Raw genomic sequence first — 18041 nt, 5'->3', positions numbered from 1 at the left:
CTTGGTCGACACGGTAAATCCACGCCATGCGTGGATGTCTGTTGGTAGTGCCGGCCGCTGGCCGGCAACCACGCAGACCCTCCATCAACGCAACAACACCTCACGCAATGCCGCGTAGTCCGCCGCCAATGGCTCGGCATGCGCCGGACGCTGCAGCAATGCATCCAAGGCCGGCGGCACCGCCACTGCTTCGCCGATCAACGGTTCCACCACCGCCTCGAACTTCGCCGGGTGCGCGGTAGCAACCACCGCCCAGTCACCCTTGGCGCCACCGGAGCGCAGATCCTGCAGCACCTTCACCGCCGTGGCCGTATGCGGGCAGAACAGTTCACCGTCGCTGGCATGCGCGCTGGCGATGGTCGCGCGGATGGTCACGTCATCCACCGCGAAGGCGCGGAACGCCGCCCGCAGCTCGGCATCGTCGCCCTGGTACAGCCAGCGCAGCCGCTCGAAGTTGCTGGGCGCGCCGACATCCATGGCGTTGGCCACGGTCGCAATGCTGGCCGCTGGCTGGTACGGGTCGCCACTGAAAAAGCGCGGCAGCACCGCGTTGGCATTGGTGGCCAGCACGATCTGCCCGATCGGCACGCCCAGCGCGCGCGCCAGCACTGCCGCCATCGCATTACCGAGGTTGCCGGTCGGCACCACCAGGTTCAAGCGCCGCTGATGCTGCGCATGATGGCTCAGCGCCGCGTGCGCGTAATAGCTCATCTGCGGCAGCAGCCGGCCCAGGCTGATGCTGTTGGCGGAGCTCAGCGGCACCTGCGCCTGCAGATCGCGGTCGGCCAGCGCCTGCTTCACCATCGCCTGGCAATCATCGAACGAACCGGCCACCCGCAGCGCCAGGATGTTGTCGCCAAAGCAGCCGAGCTGGTGCGCCTGTCGCGGCGACACCCGCCCATCGGGATACAGCACCACCACGCGTACACCGGGCTGCCGATGGAAGGCCGCCGCTACGGCTGCACCGGTGTCACCGGAGGTGGCCACGACGATGGTCAGATCGCGTCCCTTGCCGGTCTGCAGCCGCGACAGCACACCGGCGAGGAAGCGCGCGCCGATATCCTTGAACGCCGCCGTCGGCCCATGGAACAGCTCCAGCACATGGTCACCGCTGTTGCGCAACGCGCGCAATGGCACGGGGAAATCGAAGGCCTCACGGCAGATCGATGGCAAGGCCTCGGCCAGCACATCGCCCGCGAAGAACGGCGCCAGCAGGTCAGCGGCGGTATCGGCCAGGCTCGTACCGGCCTGCAGCGCGCGCGGCGCCGGCAGCACCTCCGGTACGTACAGGCCACCATCGGGGGCGAGACCGGCAGCGATGGCCGCACTGAGTCCAACGGCCGGCGACTGGCCGCGGGTCGAAACGAATTGCATGAGGTCGATATCCGGTAGGGAGGAAGGATTCAGCACAAGCAGGCTCCGGGTGCATCCAGCGGCGAGATCCAGGCATCACTGTCGAAGCCGGCAGCGGCAAACGCCGCACGCACCGGCTGCGCTGCCGCGCGCGCCTGGTCGGCATCTTCAAACCAGGCAAAGACGCTGGGCCCGGCGCCGGAAATGCCCGCGCCCATCGCGCCGGCGGCCAGTGCAGCATTGCGTGCCGCGTCGAAGCCCACGATCAGGCCCGCCCGCCGCGGTTCCACCAGCACATCGCGCAGGCCGGCGCGCACCAGCGAGGCATCGCTGCGATGGCAACCGCTCAACACCAGCGCCAGGTGGGCACTCTGCGCGACGAATTCGCCCAGCGCATAGCTGCCCTGCAGCGCCTGTCGTGCCCGCCGGGTCTCCAGCACCGCATGCGGATGCACCAGCAGGCTGTGCCAGCTGGCCGGTACCGGAATCGGCACCAGGCGATCAGCCGTGCACAGCGCCACGCCGCCCAGCAGCAGCGGGCCGACGTTGTCACCATGGCGGCCACCGCTGGCCACGGCTTCGCCATCCAGTGCGAACGGATACAGCGCCTCGCGCGGCAGCGGCATGTCCAGCACTGCATTGGCTGCCACCAGCGCGGCCACGCAGGAGGCCGCCGATCCGCCCATGCCGGAGCCGAACGGAATGCCCTTGTCGATCTCGATGGCGAAACCGAAGCCCAGCCCCAGCGCTGCACGCAGTGCGATCAGCGCGGCCCCTGCTGTATTGCCTGGCGCATCCAGCGGCAGTTCGACCGCACTGCCACGGATCGCATCGATGCGCACCAACGGTTCGTCGATGCGGCGCACGCTCACCGTATCGCCGATACCGGCGATGGCGTGGCCCAGGATGTCGAAGCCGACCGCCACGTTGGCCACCGATGCGGGTGCGAAAGCGCGTGCGATCACAGCCGCGCTCCTTCGCCGGCCGCCACCCGCAGCAGATCAGCGAACACGCCGGCAGCGGTGACTTCCGGGCCCGCGCCCGGGCCCTGCACCACCAGCGGGTTGTCGCAGTAGCGGCGGGTACGGAACTGCACCACGTTGTCGGTCAGCCGAAGGTTGGCGAACGCGTGGTCGGCCGGCAGCTCCTGCAACCCGACCGACGCGCCATCCGGCCCCAGCCGCGCGACATAGCGCAGCACCGCACCGCGCTGGCGGGCATCGTGCAGCCGGGCCAGCAGCGCCTCATCGGAGGCACCCAGGCGGGCCATGAAATCGTCCACGCTTCCTTCGCGCAGCAACGCCGGCACCAGGCTCTCCACCTGCACCTGCTCCAGGCTGAGCGCGTGACCGGCCTCGCGGGCCAGGATCACCAGCTTGCGCGCAACATCCACACCGGACAGGTCGTCGCGCGGATCCGGCTCGGTGTAGCCCATCGAGCGCGCCTGCGCGACCAGTGCCGAGAACGGCTGGCTGCCGTCAAAACGATTGAACAGCCAGGCCAGCGTGCCGGAGAAGATGCCTTCGATCGCCAGCACTTCGTCTCCGGTATCCACCAGGTCACGCAGCGTGGTGATCACCGGCAGGCCGGCACCCACCGTGGCCTCGTAGCGGAAGCGCGCACCACTGGCCGCCGCCGCCGCGCGGATGCGCTGGTAGCGTGCCAGCGGACCGGCGCCAGCCTGCTTGTTCGGGGTCACCACATGGATGCCGGCGGCCAGCCAACCTTCATAGCGCTCGGCAACCTCTGCACTGCCACTGCAGTCGATCACCACCGCGTGCGGCAGATGCGCGGCCAGCAGGTGCTCGGTGAAATGGTCCAGATCGCTGGCCTGGCCGGCGTCCTGCAGCGCCTGGCGCCAGTCTTCATGCAGGCCATCGGCCTCCAGGCGCATGCGCGAGCGTGACGCAAGCGCGCGCAGGCGCAGATCGACATTGGCCTTGGCCAGCAACTGCGGGCGCGCCGCCAGCAGCTGGTCCAGCAGCGCAGCGCCAACATTGCCCGGACCGATCACCCCCACCGCGAACGTCTGCGGCGACAGCCAGAACCCGGCATGCGCGGCACGCAGCGCGCGGGTCGCGTCGGCGCTTGCCACCGCCACCGAGATGTTGCGTTCGGAGGACCCCTGCGCGATCGCCAGGATGTTCACCTGCGCCCGGCCCAGCGATTCGAACAGCCGTGCAGCCACACCCGGCTGGCCTGCCATGCCATCGCCCACGGCGGCCAGCACGCTGACGCCCTCGCTGACCTGCACGCGCTGCACCTGGCCGGCGGCCAGCTCGTGCGAGAACGCCTGCACCACGGCATCGCGACCACGCGCCGCTTCGCCTGCGCGGACAACACAGCAGATCGAATGTTCGGAAGAGCCCTGCGAAATCATCACCACCGAGACCTGTGCCTGGCGCAGCGCGGCGAACACCCGTTCGGCGGTACCCGGCACGCCGATCAGACCGGTGCCTTCCAGATTCAGCAGGGCCAGATCCGTGCTCAGCGTCAGCCCTTTCACCGGGCCACGTGGCGAGCGCTCGGCGCTGATCCGCGTACCCGGATGGCTGGGCTGGAAGGTATTGCGGATGAAGATCGGCAGGCCCAGCCGGATCGCCGGTGACATCGTCTGCGGATGCACCACTTTCGCCCCGAAATAGGCCAGCTCACAGGCCTCGTCGTAGCTCAGCGCGTGCAGCTGCACGGCCTCCGGCACCAGCCGCGGGTCGGCCGACAGCACGCCGTCGACGTCGGTCCAGATATGCAGTTCATCGGCGGCGAACAGTGCGGCGAAGATCGCGCCGGAGTAGTCACTGCCGTTGCGGCCCAGCGTAGTGACGCGGTCCTGGCGGTCGCGGGCGACGAAACCGGTGGCGACCACGCGCGACTGCGGGTGCTGCAGGCGCCACGCGGCAAGGCGGCCGGCACTGGCATCCCAGTCGACATCCACGCCCAGTTCGCCGTGGCCGACCACCAGCACATCGCGTGCATCCAGCACCGCGCAGTCCTCGCCCAGCGCGCGCAGGTGGGTACCAAGCAACTGTGCGGAGAACACTTCGCCCAGGCCCTGCACGCGGTCGAGCACCTCGCGTGGCAGTTCGCCGATCACCGCCAGCGCGGCCAGCACCTCGGCCAACTGGTCGAAGCGTGCATCGATCCAGTCCACGGTATCGCCCACCTGCTCACCCAGCAGCGCTACCGCGGCACCCCGATGCCGCGCGCGCAGCGCATGCCACGCCTCCTGCCAGCCGGCATCGCCCTGGGCTGCCAGGTGTGCCAGTTCGATCAGCGCATCGGTAACCCCCTTCATGGCCGAGACCACGCTGACCTGCAACGACTCGGGGCGGGCCAGCAGCAGGCCGGCGACATGGCGATAGCGCTCGGCGTCGGCCACCGAGGTGCCGCCGAACTTGTGCACGACAGTGGACGGCGCGGCCAATGCGGACGCGGCAGGCGAATGGGCGGGGGCGATGGAAGACATGCAGACCTCGGTTGGAGGCCCCGTCGCATGCAGGTGGTCGAGTTTCCCCGTCACCTGGATGGTGCGGGGCCGTTGTTTTCGGGAGTTACACGAAGACGACGGGCCGCACCAGGGCAGTGGTGACGGTGGTGGTGGTAATGGTGGTGGTGATGGCGACCGGCGCAGTCGAACGGCCCGCGGTAGCGGGGGCGATCAGGCGGGCGTTGGCGGCATCAAGGGCCATGGCCTACAGAAAACACCGCCGCGATGGTTGCTGTCAAGTGTTGCGGCGCAATATTTCTTTGCGGCGATCATCGGCCAACGTGCCGGCATTTGGTTGCAACTGAGACAAACGGGTGATCGTCGGCCTCAGTGCGTCGATTCAGCCGACATGTTCGGTGATTGCGCGCGGCGTGCGATGCGCATGCGCGCACAACAGCACCCCACCCACCAGCAGCACGATCGCCAGCAGTTCCAGCAGGCTGGGCCAGCGCCGCTGCCAGGCGAAGGCGTACAGCAGCGCGAACAGGGTCTCGAACACGATCATCTGCCCGGTCAGGGTCAGCGGCAGCAGGCGACTGGCCCGGTTCCAGAACGCATTGCCGAGGATCGAGGCGACCACCGCCACGCCGGCGCTGATGGCCCAGAACCCACCCCATTGCGCAGCGGTATGCGCCTGGTTGTGTCCACTGAACGCCATCGGCACCAGCAGCAGCGACAACCCGCCGGTGGTGACGCCGGTCAGCAGTGACCAGTCGTGGCTGGAAAGGTCGGGCCGCCGCGACAGCCAGCGGCTGTTGCCGATGGAATACAGCGCCCACGAGAACAACGCACCGAACGCGCACAGCAGGCCGATCAGGCGTTGCCGCCAAGGCGTGCCCAGATGCTCGGACATCAGCGCCTCCCAGCCGACCATCGCTACGCCGAGCACGCACAGCGCCAGCGCCGGCAGCAGCTGCTTCAACGGCACCGCACCCTGCTCGCGCACGCCCACCAGGGTGACCACGACCGGAATCAGGCCGACAATCAACGAAGCAGCGGCGCCACCGGCCCACTGCACCGCCGTGGCCAACAGCAGGAAGTACACCAGGTTGCCGGCCAGGCTCAGCCACAACAGGCCGATCCACTCGGCGCGACCGAGCTTCGGCGCCACCCGCTTCCAGCGCGGCAGCAGCAGGACCACGGCGATCAGGCCATAGACCAGATAGCGGCCGGCGGAAAGCTGCAGGGCATTGAACGTGCTCAACACGGCGGGCGCGAGGAAGACCACGCCCCACAGCGCACCGGCGGCGATGCCATTGGCGATGCCCAGGGCAATCGGGTTGTTGCGCATTGCAGGTTCACAGCAAGAACGGGCCGCGCAGTGTAAGCGGCCCCTTGCCGGCCGGTCTTGACCGAGGCTACTGGCGGTTCGCTTCCGCAGCGTTGGGTGTGGCTCGCCGCCATGCCGCCGGCGTCTGCCCGCATTCGCGGCGCAGCGCACGGGTCAGTGCACTCTGCTCGGAATACCCTGCGGCCAGTGCGATATCGCTGATCGATGCCGGGCTGACCCGCAACTGGTGCTTGGCCCAGCGCAGGCGGCTGGCACTGAGCCACGCCTGCGGGCTGAGCCCGAACTCACGCCGGAACACCGCATGCAGGCGGCTTTCGCTGATGCCGACAAAGGCAGCCATGCGCGCTACCGACCACGCCTGCCCCGGCATCGCCTCGACCGCAGCGCACAGGCCCTGCAGGCGCGCACCACTACCGGCAGGCGCGAAGACCCGCAGCAGTTCCGGCAGCAGCGCTGGCACAGGCCGGCCCGTCTGCACCTGGGCAAGCCGCTGCCGCAGCGACAGCGGGAGATGCAGCCAGCGCTGCCGGCACAGGTGCTCCTGGGTCGCGTCATCGAGCACGCCCGGCCCGCAGTCGACAATCACGAAACCGTTGGGACCCTCGGCCATCTGGTCGTGCGCTTCGCCGGCCGCCACGAATGCCCCCTGCAGCAGGTCAAGACGGCCGCCCCTGCCCTCCATCTCGAACTGCAGCTCACCCTGCAGCGGCAGCACCCACTGCGCATAGCCGTGGCGATCCAGGCCGGTGGCCTGACCGTAGTGCCGTAGATGGAAGATGGCGCCCATCCGAGCAGTCTGCGCGTGTAACACTTGCCGTGCAAACCGCTGCTATAGTCGGCCCGTCATCCAACGCAGGGAGTGCAGGACATGACTTACAGGCACGCATCCATGGTACTGGCCGCCAGCCTCGCGCTGGTGCTCACCGCCACGGCTTCGGCACAGGAACGCATGCCACCGGCCCCGCACTGCATGGACGCTGTCGGCGTCCAGGAAGTGGAGCAGGCATCACCGCGCTCGATCGCGCTGCGTGCCGCCTCCGGCCAAGCCTATCGCATCGACTTCGCCGAGGATTGCCCCGGCGTCCGCGCAGCCACCACGTTGAAGCTGGAAGCACCCGCCGGCTGGGCCTGCGGTCGTCCCAGCGAGCGCGTTGTGGTCGATGGCCACAGCTGTGCCGTCAGTGCAGTCACCCCGGTCCAGGCCCGCGACTATGCCAGCGTGGCCCGCGACAGCGACAGCCTGCGCACGGCCACCCTGCCCGCCCTGACGATCCGCCAACGCAAGGACGTCCGTCGCGGCTTCGGCGGCTCGGCCTCGTACTGCTTCGCCACCCGCAATGTGCGCGGCTGGTCGTCCGACACGCAGGGCATGCTGGTGGAAACCAACCCGCTGCGTAGCGGCGGCCATCGCTTTTACCGTGTTGAACTGGGCAGCCACTGCCTCCAGCTCGACCGCTCACCGGAATTGAGCTTCCAATCCGGCATGCAGAACGGCCTGATCTGCGGCAACCCCGGCGACCGCGTGGTTACGGCCGATTTCGCCAGCTTCGACGAGCGCAGCGACGCGGTGGCGCCGCTGCCCCGCTTCACCCGCCGCGGCGCCTGCACGATCCAGGCGGTCTACCCGGCCTCCAGCCAGGCGTCGAACTAGCCGTCGACGCCGAGGAAGGTGAACGGTGCGCTGGGCACGAAATGGCCCAGTGCATCGCCGGCGAAGGTATTGCGCTGGTCACGGCCGAGATCGAGCTTGAGCACCTTTCCGCCGAAATCGACCTTGGTCAGGTCGACCCAGAAGGTGTTGGGCGTCAGTGCCGACTCGAAGAAATACAGGCGCCGCTTGTGGTCGGCGACCGTACGCCAGCGGGTGGACGAGATGTTGGGCTCGCCCGGCGTGGTGATGCCGAACGGTACCGACACGTTGCGGATCACGCTGAACACACTGGCCAGCGCCTCCACCGGATCTTCCGCTTTCGGAATCGCGTTGATGTAGAAGGAGGCCCGCGCGAAGCGGTCGGCCGAACGGTTGGTGCCCGGCAGCATCACCGTGCCACCGATCTGCTGCCAGTAGCTGTTCAATGCCAGCTGCTGGTCGAAGATCGGCGAATTGGTCATCACCTGGTAGCGCCGATCATGGTGGATCACCTGGCGCCCGCCGATGTATTCGACGATCGCGCTGTCACCCGTGGCGTCGGACAGCGACAGGTGCAGCGTCGCCTGGCGGTCCTCGCCCGGCACCTTGTCGGTGACGATCGAGTACGGTTCGCGCTGCAGCGCGGTCACCGCCTCTTCCACCGTCGCGAAGTTATCCAGCACGTACTGCGCCCACAACGAGATGGACAGGCCGGGCTTGCCGCTGCGCTGGGCCGGGTACTCCGACTCGACCAGCCACAGCAGGTTGGCGACCAGGCCCTTCTCGTTCATGCCATCGGTGGTGGAAATGTCATAGCCGGTGGCCACCACGCTGCCGTAGCGTGCAGTCCAGGCGATCGACCCCGGCCCCGCCTTTCCGGTGCGCGCAATGCCACGCGGCAACACGTAGAGATTGGTGGCCACGTCCACTTTCCAGTCCATCGAGCGGGCGGTGATGACATCGCCGTTGTCGCCCAGATACACCGCGCGCGTGCAGGCCATCGCCGGCATTGCCGCCGTCGCCAGTGCCGCCGCCAGCAACGCGCCACCTTTCCATTTCATCCGTGCCATGTCGTCCTCCGTTCCCCGGGAAAGGTGATCTGAACCCCGCAACGGTGAGACGAACGTGAAGCCTCAGCGCAGCCAGCGATCATGCAGCCAGAAACCCGCAGCCATCGCTGGCACGAACCACAGGGCTTCGCGCGCGCCCACCGCCAACGCGGCCAGCGCGGGCCCTGGGCAATAGCCGACCCAGCCCCAGCCGATACCGAACAGCGCCGCACCCAGCAGCAACCGCGTGTCGACAGCCTGCGTCGCCGGCAGCTCGAAACGTTCGGCGCACCATGGCCGCTGCTGCCGCCGCAGCCAGAATTGACCCAGTGCGCTGACCAGCAGCGCCGACGCCAGCACCCTGGCCAGCGTGGGATCGAAGTCGCCAGCCACATCGAGGAACCCCAGCACGCGACGCGGATCGGTCATGCCGGCCAGCGCGAGGCCGGCACCGAACAGGCCGCCGGCCACACCTGCCGCCCACAACCTGCGGCTCATGCCAGGCCTCCGCCGTGACGTAGCAGGAACGTGGTGAGCATCGCGCAGGCCATGAACACCAGCACCGCCACCAGCGATCGCCGCGATCCGCGGGCGAGGCCACAGACACCGTGGCCGCTGGTGCAGCCGTTGCCCAGCCGCGTACCCAGGCCCACCAGGACACCGGCAGCGATCAATTGCCAGGCCGGCAGCGCGTCGCGCAGCAAGGCGCGTGGTGGTTGTCCTGCACCCGCCTGCCAACTCAACACCGCTGCCGCCGCCGACATCAGTCCGAGCAGGAAAGCCCAGCGCCAACCACGATCACCGCGCGGCGCGGCAGCGGCGCCAGCAGCGATACCGCTGATGCCCGCCACCCGACCGAGCGTGGCCAGTAGCAGCACCGCCGACACACCGATCAGGCCGCCGCCTGCAATTGCCGCCCATGGCAGGTTCATGCCCTGCCCCTCTGCATCGCGCGCATCGGCTTGCCCTTCAATTTAGATTTCTCTAAATTAGACTTTCCTGAACTACCGGGTCAAGCCGTGCCCAGCATCACCACCGACAGTGCCGCGATGGCTACGCATGCCGCACAAGCGGCTGCCCTGCTGAAATCGCTGGCACACCCGGCGCGACTGCGCGTGTTGTGTCGCCTGGTGGAAGGCGAAGCACCGGTGCCGGAACTGCAGGCCCTGACTGGCCTGAGCGCATCGGCGCTGTCACAGCATCTGGCCGTGCTGCGCAATCTGGAGGTGGTGGCAAGGCGGCGGCAGGCACAGACACTGCACTATCGGCTGCTGGAGGGTCCGGCGCTGGGGGTGCTGCAGGCATTGCACGCGGCGTACTGCGCCCCGCAGCGTTAGCGGTCAGCCCGCGCTGAGTACCGGCCGCACGACCTCGGCCAACAGATCCACCGCCGTAAGCACGACGCTGTCACCGTTCACCGAGCGGGCGAATCCCGACCAGTCGCCTGCGGAAAGCTGGCGCAGCAGCGCGGCGTCGACCGGCAGCCCGCGCATTGCCCAGTACGGAAACTGGCGCTGGCCCAGCCGGCCACGCGCCAGCTCGACGATGTCGACATGGCTGCCGGCCTGCAGGATGCGCTCGTATACCGAATCGATGCCATCAGGCGGGCCTTCGATGTACTGCAGGAAGCGTTCGCCGTCATGCAGCAGCACACCCGTCACCCCTGCCATCTTGTTGAAGCGCGCGGCATCCTCGACCAGCGTCTGCAGACGTGCGGCAGACAGATCCGGCTTGGCCTGGCTGACATAGGCGATGGCACGCAGTGGCATGGAGCTTCCTTTGCAAGAGTGGTGCCACGGTAGCAGTTGCGGACGAGCCCGTCTCAGTTCGCTCACGCGCCAGCTGAAGAATTCAGGAAACCGCCGGACTGCGCAAATCGGATCGACGAGGCAGCAGCGCCTCGAACACCACGTGCCCTGCCTCGTTGCGCGCGCTCAACTGGCCACCATGCGCACGCACGAACTGGTCAACGATGTACAGCCCCAGCCCGAGCCCGTTGCTCTGGTGGAAGCTGGCCTTGAAGGGTTCGAACAGGCGCGGCAGCAACGCCTCATCGACATGGCCGGTGTTGCGTACGCGCAGCGCGACCACCCGTGCATCGCCACCATCGACCTGCACCTGCACCGTCGCGTCGGCGCCATGGGTGAGTGCGTTGCCGACCAGGTTGGCGACGATCTGCCCAAGGCGATCCATGTCGCCCTGCAGGGTCGAATCGCCACGGACATCCAGCGCGATCCGATCGCTTCGATGGCCGGCACCGGCCTCGACCAGCACCGCACGCGTCACCTCGGCCAGGTCACAGACGCTGCTCTGCAGGCGCAGGCCACCGCTGCGGATCCGCGAGAAGTCCAGCAGCTGCTCGACCATGCGTGCCATCCGCAGCGTGCTGGCCTCCAGGTAGCTCAGTGTCTGCTGCGCACCGGCATTGTCGTCCGGCAGTTCCAGCGACAGCTTGTCGGCACACAGCAGGATGGCCGACAGCGGCGTGCGCAGGTCGTGGGTCAGCACCGCGGCCATGGTCTCGTTGAGCTTCAACGCGCGCTCCAGCGCTTCGTTGCGCGCCTTCAGCAGCTGCCGCTGCTGGTAGAGCTCGATGAACACATTGACCTTGCTGAGGATCACCTGCGGTGCAACCGGCTTGTGCAGGAAATCCACCGCGCCGGTCTCGTAGCCCTTGAACACCCGCAACGGATCATCCGGCGAGGCGGTCAGGAAGATGATCGGCACATCCCGGCTGCGCTGCGAGCCGCGCATCAGCTCGGCCAGCATGAAACCGTCGATCTCCGGCATGTGCACGTCCAGCAGCGCCAGCGCTACCTCATGCTCCAGCAGCAGCTCCAGCGCCTGCGCGCCAGAGCCCGCCAGCAACAGGTTGACGCCCTCGCGGCGCAGCAGCGCCTGCATGGCCACCAGGTTCTGCGGCACGTCGTCGACGATCAGCAGGTTGACCGGCGCCTGCGACTGGGCAGGGTCCGGCGGCAGCAGGTTCATGCAAACAACTCCTTCAGGCGGCGGCACATCAGTTCAAGGGGCAGCACGGCGTCGGCGCCGGCATGCTGCAGGGCAGAGGCCGGCATCATCGATGCCTCGGCCTCCTCGGGGCATTGCAACCAGGCCTGGCCGCCAGCGGCGCGCACGGCGGCCACGCCATCACTGCCATCGCTGCTGGCACCGGTCAGCAGGATCGCCAGCACCCCCGTGCCGAACGCGGCTGCGGCCGATTCGAACAGCGGATCGATGGCCGGCCGCGAGAACAGCACCGGTTCGTCCATCGACAATGCGATGGCCTGCGTGTCCTCCACCAGCAGGTGGTAGTCCGGCGGCGCGAACGTCACCGTTCCGGCCTGCAGGGGCTGCTTGTCCTCCGCTTCGCGCAGGGCCAACGTGCAGTACGGCGCCAGCACCTCGGCGATGCGGCTGGAACGGTCGCGCGGCAGGTGCAGCACCACCAGCACCGGCACCGGCAGGGTGGCCGGCAACGCACCCAGCACGATCTGCAGGGCGGCCACGCCACCAGCCGATGCGCCGATCACCACCACGTCAGGGCGGAACATCGCCGCCATCAGGCCACCTTCCGGTACAGGCGGTGCTCCCGCGAACAGGCTTCGAAGGCATCGTGATGGCGACCGAACTGCAGCGACTCCTTGCTGCCCAGGCCGAGGAAGCCGCGATGCACCAGGGCTTCGCGGAACAGGCCCACCGCCCGATCCTGCAGGTCGCGGTTGAAATAGATCAGCACGTTGCGGCAAGACACCAGGTGCACTTCCGAAAACACCGTGTCGGTAGCCAGGCTGTGGTCGGCAAACACCACGTTGCGGCGCAGCTGGCGGTCGAAGACCGCGCCGTCGTAAGCGGTGCTGTAATAGTCCGACAGTGACGCGGTGCCGCCGGCGGCGAGGTAGTTCCGGCTGAACTGGGCGAGGCGGTCGATGCCGTAGGCGCCGGCCTCAGCCGTGGCCAGTGCAGCGGGGTTGATGTCGGTGGCGTAGACGATGCTGCGCTCAAGCAGGCCTTCCTCGTGCAGCAGGATCGCCAGCGACCACACTTCCTCGCCGGTACTGCAGCCGGCCACCCACAGCTTCACCGAGGGGTAGGTGCGCAACACCGGTACCACCTGTTCGCGCATCTGCCGGAAATACTCCGGGTCACGGAACATCTCCGAGACCTGCACGGTGAAGAACTGCATCGCCTGCGCGAACAGCTCCGGTTCGTGCAGCAGCCGATGCTGCAGGTCCGACAGGCGCTCGCACTCGTAGCGCTGCATGGCCTGGCTGACGCGACGGCGCAGCGAGGACACCGCATAGCTGCGGAAGTCGTAGTGGTAGCGCTGGTACAGCGCTTCCAGCAGCACCTTCAGCTCCAGGTCGAACAGCGCCTGCTCGTTCATTGCCGCGAGCACCAGACCCGGCACAGCGATACCAGCTTGTCCACGTCGATGGGCTTGGCGATGTAGTCGTTGGCACCGGCCTGCAGGCAGCGTTCACGGTCATCGGGCATGGCCTTGGCGGTCAGCGCGATGATCGGCAGGTCCTGCAGGTGGCGCTGCGCGCGGATCTCGCGCATCGCCTGCAGGCCATCCTTCTCCGGCATCATGATGTCCATCAGCACCAGGTCCACCTCGCGCTGGGCCAGGCGGTCGACGGCCTCCTGGCCATTGCGGGCGATCTCCAGCGTCACCCCCAGCGGCTCCAGCACGCTGGACAGCGCGAAGATGTTGCGCACGTCGTCCTCGGCCAGCAGCACGGTGCGTCCATCGAGCACGGTGTCGCGGCGGCGCGCTTCGCGCAGCAGGCGCTGCTGGTCGCTGGGCAGGTTGGCCTCCACGCTGTGCAGGAACAGCGTCACCTCGTCGAGCAGGCGCTCGGGCGAGCGTGCACCCTTGATGATGATGCTCTTGGAGTAGCGGCGCAGGCGCTGCTCTTCTTCGCGGCTGAGGGCACGGCCGGTATAGACGATGACCGGCGGGAAGCCGACATCATCGTTGCCTGCCATGTGCTCGAGCAGGTCGTAGCCACTGCCGTCGGGCAGCGACAGGTCCATCACCATGCAGTCGAAGGTGACCGTGCTCAGCTGCTCCACCGCTGCGGCAAGCGTACCGACAGCAGCGATCTGCAGCTGATCGCGGCCCAGCAGCAGTTCCAGGTTGCGGCGCAGATCGTTGTCGTCCTCCACGATCAGCAGGCGCCGCACGTCGCGCTGGCTGGTCTGTTCAAGCTGTTCGATGGCAGCCACCAGGCGCTCGCGCGTGGTCGGCTTGATCGCAAAGCCGATCGCGCCCAGTTCGCGTGCCACCTGGCCGCGGTCCATGCCCGAGACCACATGCACCGGAATGTGCCGGGTGTCGGGGTTGCGCTTGAGCCGTTCAAGCACGGTCAGGCCCGAAACGTCGGGCAGGCCGATGTCCAGCAGGATGCCGTTGGGACGCAGGTCCGCCGCCAGCGCCAGCGCCTCTTCGGCCGTGGTGGCCACCACGCAGTCGAAATCAAGCTCGTGCGCCAGCGTCACCAGGGCTTCGGCGAAGACCGCATCGTCCTCCACGGCCAGGATCAAGCGTCCCGCATGGTGGCGGCGGCCACGGTCATCGGCCACCGCTGCCACCGGCGCGGCACTGGACCGCTGGGCAAGGGGGGCTGGTGCCACGGGGGTGGCGGGTACCGGCTGCACGGGCACCGGCGCTGCGGCGCCTGCGGCGGCCTCGGCTGCCGGCGCGCCCTGCAGCGGCAGTTCGAGAATGAAGCAGCTGCCGCGGCCCGGCTCGCTGTCCACCTGGATGTCACCGCCCATGCGCACCGCAAGATCACGCGAGATCGACAGGCCCAGGCCAGTGCCGCCGTAACGGCGGCGGGTGCTGCCATCGGCCTGGCGGAACGCTTCGAAGATCAGCTGCAGCTGGTCGCGTGCAATGCCGATGCCGCTGTCGGCCACTTCGAATCGGATCCGGCCATTGCCGCCGCTGCGAACGTGCAGGCTCACCTTGCCGTGCTCGGTGAACTTGACCGCATTGGCCAGCAGGTTCTTCAGGATCTGCTGCAGGCGCTGGTTGTCGGCCACCAGCTGGCTGGGGGCCAGGCCATCGGACTCGATCTGCAGCGTCAGGCCCTTCTGCCGCGCCATCGGCTCGAAGGTTTCGCGCAGTCGCTGCAGCACACTGTCGACCACCACCACTTCGTCGGCCAGTTCGACGTGCCCTGCTTCGATGCGCGACAGGTCCAGGATGTCGTTGATCAGCGCCAGCAGGTCGTTGTTCGACGACAGGATGGCGCGGGCGTACTTGACCTGCTCGTCGCTGAGCGAGCCGTCCTTGTTGTCGGCCAGCAGCTTGGCCAGGATCAGCGAACTGTTCAGCGGGGTGCGCAGCTCGTGCGACATGTTGGCCAGGAACTCGGACTTGTAGCGCGAGGTGGCGGCCAGTTCATTGCTGTTGCGCACCAGCTGCCCCTGCGCCACCAGCAGCGCCTGCTTCTGCGCCTCCAGCTCGTGGGTGCGTTCTTCCAGCTGCACGTTGCTCTGTTCCAGCTCGGCCTGCTGCTGTTCCAGATGCGTCTGCGACTGCATCAGGCTGCGGCTCTGCTCTTCCAGCTCCTCATTGGCAACCCGCAGCTCTTCCTGCTGTGCCTGCAGTTCTTCGCCCTGGCGCTGCGACTCCTCCAGCAGCACCACCAGTTGTGCGCGCAGCATCGAGGTGCGCAGGGCCATGCCGATGGTCTCGGCGCAGCGCAGCAGCAGCTCGTCATCCAGCGCCCGCTGCTCACCGACAGCCGCTCGGCCCAGCTCGAGCACGCCCACGATCGCTCCGTCGCTGCTGACCGGGGCAAGGATCCGTTCACGCACGGGCACGCGCCCCAGGCTGGTCTGCAGCTCCAGCGGCGCCGCTTCGTCCCCCTGCAGATGCCGCGCCCGCTGGTCGCGGGCCACCTGCCCTGCCACCCCTTCCTGCAGGCCCAACGTGGCCGGGATGCCGTTCGGCAACGCCAGCCCACCGGTCAGCTGCAGGCGTCCGCCTTCCAGCCGGTAGAGCGCACCGACATCGGCACCCAGCTGGGTCGCCAGCGTCGACACCGCCGCTTCGGCGATCTGTTCCGGCCCGAGCTCACCGCGCAGGCTGAGCGCCACCGCGTTCTCCGCCTCCTGCAGCCACAGCGCACGCATCGCCTCGCGTCGCGCCTGGATGGCACGCGAGGCGATGAGTGCGATCATCAGGAAAGCCGCGCCACCGATCGACCGGTTGACGAACGAGAAGGATGAGTTGTTGCTGGCCGGCGCCACGTTGTAGCCCACCGCCAGCAGCACGCAGGCGCTGACAGCCACCACGAACGGCACCCGGGCGCTGCGCTGGAACACAGTGACGCCGATGGCCATGAAATAGGCCAGCCACACGGCATAGCCCAGGGGTACCACCAGTTCCAGCGCGGCCGTAGCCGCCACCAGTACCGCCGACGTCATCCAGATCCAGCGGTCACGCGTAGTCGCACCAGGACGCATGCAGGTCGGTTCCAGTTTGGAAAAGGGGGCTGATGTTACTCCTTGTCGCATTCAGCCGCATACGACCAATGGCACAGGCGTCGCATGCACGCCCTCTTCACACTCCACTGCCTACGTTCTCGTGCCTGACAGAGGTAATACGCATTTCATCGTGGTCGCTGCCGCTTCGACGCCGTCCGTGCTGACGGACCCTTCCCGACAGCTGCGATTGCTGATCGACAGCGTGCGCGACCATGCGCTGTACCTGCTCGATCCCGATGGCATCGTCTGCAGCTGGAATCCCGGCGCCGAACGCATCAAGGGCTACCGGTCGGAAGAAGTCATCGGCACCCACTTCGGCCGCTTCTACCTGCCCGCTGATCGCGATACGGGAGAGCCACAGCGCCTGCTGCGGCTGGCGGCGGAATGCGGACACCATGCCGCCGAAGGCTGGCGGGTGCGCCGAGATGGGTCTCCCTTCCGTGCCAGCGTGGTCATCGAGTCGGTGGTCGAGAACGGTGAGCTCGTGGGCTTCGTCAAGATCACCCGCGACATCACCGAACAGTGGCAGGCGCAACGGCTGTTGCGCGATGCGCAGCGGGCGCTGCGCCAGACCCAGCAGTTCGAGACGGTCGGCCAGCTCAGCCGCGGCCTTGCCCATGAGTTCAACAACCTGCTGACCACCATCGTCAATGCGCTGGACCTGCTGTCGGCACGGATGGGCGATGACGAGCGTGCCAACACCCTGCTGACCACCGCGCAGGCGGCCAGCGATCGTGGCGCGCTGCTGACCCGGCAGCTGCTGGCCTTCAGCACCGGCCAGACCCTGATCCGCGAAACGCTGGACATCAATGCGCGCATCCGCGACTGGCTGCCGGCACTGCAGGCCACCTGCCCTGCCGGCGTCACCCTGGAAACCGCACTGGCCGGGGGACTGCCTGCGATACTCAGCGATACCGTTCAGCTGCAGACCGCGCTCGCCAACCTGGTCGGCAACGCTGCGGACGCCACCGTTGGTGGCGGCCGGGTATTGATCGCCACCGCGCTGGAGCACCGCATGGACCCCGACGCCGACACATCCCGGCAACGGACCTATGTGACGTTGAGCGTCTGCGATGAGGGCCACGGCATGGCCCCGGACATCGCCGAGCGCGCGACCGAACCTTTCTTCACCACCAAGGACATCGGCAAGGGCAGCGGTCTGGGCCTGAGCCAGGTGTTCGGATTCACCACCCAGAGCGGCGGCTTCGTAGACGTGTCCACCACGCCCGGTGTTGGCACCACGGTCAGCCTGCTGCTACCCGCCACAGAGGAACCCAACCCATGACCGATGATCCGATCCGCGTACTGATGGTGGAGGACCAGACCGATCTGCGCGAAATGATCGGCCTGGCCCTGCGCGACTTCGGCATCGACGTGGCCACCACGGCCGATGCGCAGGAAGCGGTCGCACTGCTGCAGGGCGATACGCGTTTCGACGTGGTGTTCAGTGACATCAGCATGCCCAACGGCATGTCGGGCATCGAGCTGAGCGAGCATGTGGCGCGCGACCAGCCGCAGGCGCGGATGATCCTTTCTTCCGGCTACGCACGCTCGCAGTTGCCGCCGCTGCCCGAGCAGGTGGAATTCCTGCCCAAGCCTTACCGGCTGCGGCAGCTGGTGGAGCTGCTCAGGCAGGCGTGAGCTGTTGCCGCCCTGCCAGGCATGGCCTGGCACTACTGGGTAGCGACCGCCGCGGCCCCGCCAGGCATGGCCTGGCACTACTGGGTG

The 18041-nt window shown here is 67.8% G+C and carries 18 protein-coding genes; 4 read left to right on the top strand and 14 right to left on the bottom strand.

All coding sequences use genetic code 11. The annotated features are described in order from the left end of the window. Positions 1-84 precede the first annotated feature (84 nt). The 6 genes from thrC to AC3WTC_RS12935 form a co-directional block, all read right to left on the bottom strand. Positions 85-1374, bottom strand: a complete 1290-nt coding sequence (gene thrC / locus AC3WTC_RS12960) for a threonine synthase (protein ID WP_080148952.1) — start codon at positions 1372-1374, stop codon at positions 85-87. A 29-nt stretch (positions 1375-1403) separates the two neighbouring features. Further along, a complete protein-coding gene (locus tag AC3WTC_RS12955; protein ID WP_080148953.1) occupies positions 1404-2318 on the bottom strand; it encodes a homoserine kinase in 915 nt (304 codons plus the stop codon). Beyond that, positions 2315-4819, bottom strand: coding sequence for a bifunctional aspartate kinase/homoserine dehydrogenase I (gene thrA, locus AC3WTC_RS12950; protein WP_080148954.1), 2505 nt, complete (start codon positions 4817-4819; stop codon positions 2315-2317). Before thrA ends, AC3WTC_RS12955 begins: the two co-directional genes overlap by 4 nt. Positions 4820-4904: 85 nt before the next feature. Further along, positions 4905-5042 carry a hypothetical protein gene (locus tag AC3WTC_RS12945; protein ID WP_346602907.1) on the bottom strand — a complete coding sequence of 46 codons (138 nt, stop codon included), beginning with the start codon at positions 5040-5042 and terminating at the stop codon, positions 4905-4907. A gap of 138 nt (positions 5043-5180) precedes the next feature. Beyond that, positions 5181-6131 carry a DMT family transporter gene (locus tag AC3WTC_RS12940; protein ID WP_080148955.1) on the bottom strand — a complete coding sequence of 317 codons (951 nt, stop codon included), beginning with the start codon at positions 6129-6131 and terminating at the stop codon, positions 5181-5183. A 67-nt stretch (positions 6132-6198) separates the two neighbouring features. After that, a complete protein-coding gene (locus AC3WTC_RS12935; RefSeq protein ID WP_080148956.1) occupies positions 6199-6918 on the bottom strand; it encodes a helix-turn-helix domain-containing protein in 720 nt (239 codons plus the stop codon). A gap of 81 nt (positions 6919-6999) precedes the next feature. Between AC3WTC_RS12935 and AC3WTC_RS12930 the strand changes: the two genes are divergently transcribed. Then, a complete protein-coding gene (locus AC3WTC_RS12930; protein ID WP_032976084.1) occupies positions 7000-7782 on the top strand; it encodes a DUF6491 family protein in 783 nt (260 codons plus the stop codon). Here the strand turns inward: AC3WTC_RS12930 and AC3WTC_RS12925 are convergent. The 3 genes from AC3WTC_RS12925 to AC3WTC_RS12915 form a co-directional block, all read right to left on the bottom strand. Further along, a complete protein-coding gene (locus tag AC3WTC_RS12925) occupies positions 7779-8831 on the bottom strand; it encodes a linear amide C-N hydrolase (protein WP_080148958.1) in 1053 nt (350 codons plus the stop codon). The two genes, AC3WTC_RS12930 and AC3WTC_RS12925, sit on opposite strands and share 4 nt — an antisense overlap. A 63-nt stretch (positions 8832-8894) precedes the next feature. Continuing rightward, positions 8895-9308, bottom strand: coding sequence for a DUF6691 family protein (locus AC3WTC_RS12920; RefSeq protein WP_492711588.1), 414 nt, complete (start codon positions 9306-9308; stop codon positions 8895-8897). Further along, positions 9305-9742 (bottom strand): YeeE/YedE family protein, encoded by a 438-nt coding sequence (locus tag AC3WTC_RS12915; protein ID WP_080148962.1) that lies wholly within the window; start codon positions 9740-9742, stop codon positions 9305-9307. The genes AC3WTC_RS12920 and AC3WTC_RS12915 overlap by 4 nt, the downstream gene beginning before the upstream one ends. A gap of 117 nt (positions 9743-9859) precedes the next feature. Here AC3WTC_RS12915 and AC3WTC_RS12910 point away from each other — a divergent pair, with 117 nt between their 5' ends. Then, positions 9860-10147, top strand: a complete 288-nt coding sequence (locus AC3WTC_RS12910) for an ArsR/SmtB family transcription factor (protein WP_080149504.1) — start codon at positions 9860-9862, stop codon at positions 10145-10147. Between the two features lie 3 nt (positions 10148-10150). Here the strand turns inward: AC3WTC_RS12910 and AC3WTC_RS12905 are convergent, their stop codons facing one another. The 5 genes from AC3WTC_RS12905 to AC3WTC_RS12885 form a co-directional block, all read right to left on the bottom strand. After that, positions 10151-10579: a BLUF domain-containing protein gene (locus AC3WTC_RS12905; RefSeq protein WP_033830961.1), complete on the bottom strand. Its 429-nt coding sequence runs from the start codon at positions 10577-10579 to the stop codon at positions 10151-10153. A gap of 82 nt (positions 10580-10661) precedes the next feature. Further along, positions 10662-11801, bottom strand: coding sequence for a hybrid sensor histidine kinase/response regulator (locus AC3WTC_RS12900; RefSeq protein ID WP_492711587.1), 1140 nt, complete (start codon positions 11799-11801; stop codon positions 10662-10664). Beyond that, positions 11798-12373 (bottom strand): chemotaxis protein CheB, encoded by a 576-nt coding sequence (locus AC3WTC_RS12895; RefSeq protein ID WP_080148964.1) that lies wholly within the window; start codon positions 12371-12373, stop codon positions 11798-11800. Before AC3WTC_RS12895 ends, AC3WTC_RS12900 begins: the two co-directional genes overlap by 4 nt. Then, positions 12373-13197, bottom strand: a complete 825-nt coding sequence (locus AC3WTC_RS12890) for a CheR family methyltransferase (RefSeq protein ID WP_032951761.1) — start codon at positions 13195-13197, stop codon at positions 12373-12375. Before AC3WTC_RS12890 ends, AC3WTC_RS12895 begins: the two co-directional genes overlap by 1 nt. After that, positions 13194-16292: a response regulator gene (locus AC3WTC_RS12885; protein WP_223494967.1), complete on the bottom strand. Its 3099-nt coding sequence runs from the start codon at positions 16290-16292 to the stop codon at positions 13194-13196. Before AC3WTC_RS12885 ends, AC3WTC_RS12890 begins: the two co-directional genes overlap by 4 nt. A gap of 151 nt (positions 16293-16443) precedes the next feature. On the opposite strand from AC3WTC_RS12885, the gene AC3WTC_RS12880 reads away from it, so the two are divergent. Next, positions 16444-17598 carry a two-component system sensor histidine kinase NtrB gene (locus AC3WTC_RS12880; protein ID WP_425599289.1) on the top strand — a complete coding sequence of 385 codons (1155 nt, stop codon included), beginning with the start codon at positions 16444-16446 and terminating at the stop codon, positions 17596-17598. Next, positions 17595-17954 (top strand): response regulator, encoded by a 360-nt coding sequence (locus tag AC3WTC_RS12875; protein ID WP_025874874.1) that lies wholly within the window; start codon positions 17595-17597, stop codon positions 17952-17954. The genes AC3WTC_RS12880 and AC3WTC_RS12875 overlap by 4 nt, the downstream gene beginning before the upstream one ends. Positions 17955-18041 lie beyond the last annotated feature (87 nt).

The organism is Stenotrophomonas sp. FW305-C-20-S1, from assembly GCF_058783335.1.
The sequence above is the reverse complement of the archived record's forward strand: the minus strand, read 5'-3'. Positions and strand labels throughout refer to the sequence as shown.

Coding starts and splice junctions, on each gene's coding strand:
- thrC (WP_080148952.1), bottom strand. CDS start 1,374: ATGCAATTCGTTTCGACCCGCGGCCAGTCGCCGGCCGTTGGACTCAGT.
- thrA (WP_080148954.1), bottom strand. CDS start 4,819: ATGTCTTCCATCGCCCCCGCCCATTCGCCTGCCGCGTCCGCATTGGCC.
- AC3WTC_RS12945 (WP_346602907.1), bottom strand. CDS start 5,042: ATGGCCCTTGATGCCGCCAACGCCCGCCTGATCGCCCCCGCTACCGCG.
- AC3WTC_RS12940 (WP_080148955.1), bottom strand. CDS start 6,131: ATGCGCAACAACCCGATTGCCCTGGGCATCGCCAATGGCATCGCCGCC.
- AC3WTC_RS12935 (WP_080148956.1), bottom strand. CDS start 6,918: ATGGGCGCCATCTTCCATCTACGGCACTACGGTCAGGCCACCGGCCTG.
- AC3WTC_RS12930 (WP_032976084.1), top strand. CDS start 7,000: ATGACTTACAGGCACGCATCCATGGTACTGGCCGCCAGCCTCGCGCTG.
- AC3WTC_RS12925 (WP_080148958.1), bottom strand. CDS start 8,831: ATGGCACGGATGAAATGGAAAGGTGGCGCGTTGCTGGCGGCGGCACTG.
- AC3WTC_RS12920 (WP_492711588.1), bottom strand. CDS start 9,308: ATGAGCCGCAGGTTGTGGGCGGCAGGTGTGGCCGGCGGCCTGTTCGGT.
- AC3WTC_RS12915 (WP_080148962.1), bottom strand. CDS start 9,742: ATGAACCTGCCATGGGCGGCAATTGCAGGCGGCGGCCTGATCGGTGTG.
- AC3WTC_RS12910 (WP_080149504.1), top strand. CDS start 9,860: ATGGCTACGCATGCCGCACAAGCGGCTGCCCTGCTGAAATCGCTGGCA.
- AC3WTC_RS12905 (WP_033830961.1), bottom strand. CDS start 10,579: ATGCCACTGCGTGCCATCGCCTATGTCAGCCAGGCCAAGCCGGATCTG.
- AC3WTC_RS12900 (WP_492711587.1), bottom strand. CDS start 11,801: ATGAACCTGCTGCCGCCGGACCCTGCCCAGTCGCAGGCGCCGGTCAAC.
- AC3WTC_RS12895 (WP_080148964.1), bottom strand. CDS start 12,373: ATGGCGGCGATGTTCCGCCCTGACGTGGTGGTGATCGGCGCATCGGCT.
- AC3WTC_RS12890 (WP_032951761.1), bottom strand. CDS start 13,197: ATGAACGAGCAGGCGCTGTTCGACCTGGAGCTGAAGGTGCTGCTGGAA.
- AC3WTC_RS12885 (WP_223494967.1), bottom strand. CDS start 16,292: ATGCGTCCTGGTGCGACTACGCGTGACCGCTGGATCTGGATGACGTCG.
- AC3WTC_RS12875 (WP_025874874.1), top strand. CDS start 17,595: ATGACCGATGATCCGATCCGCGTACTGATGGTGGAGGACCAGACCGAT.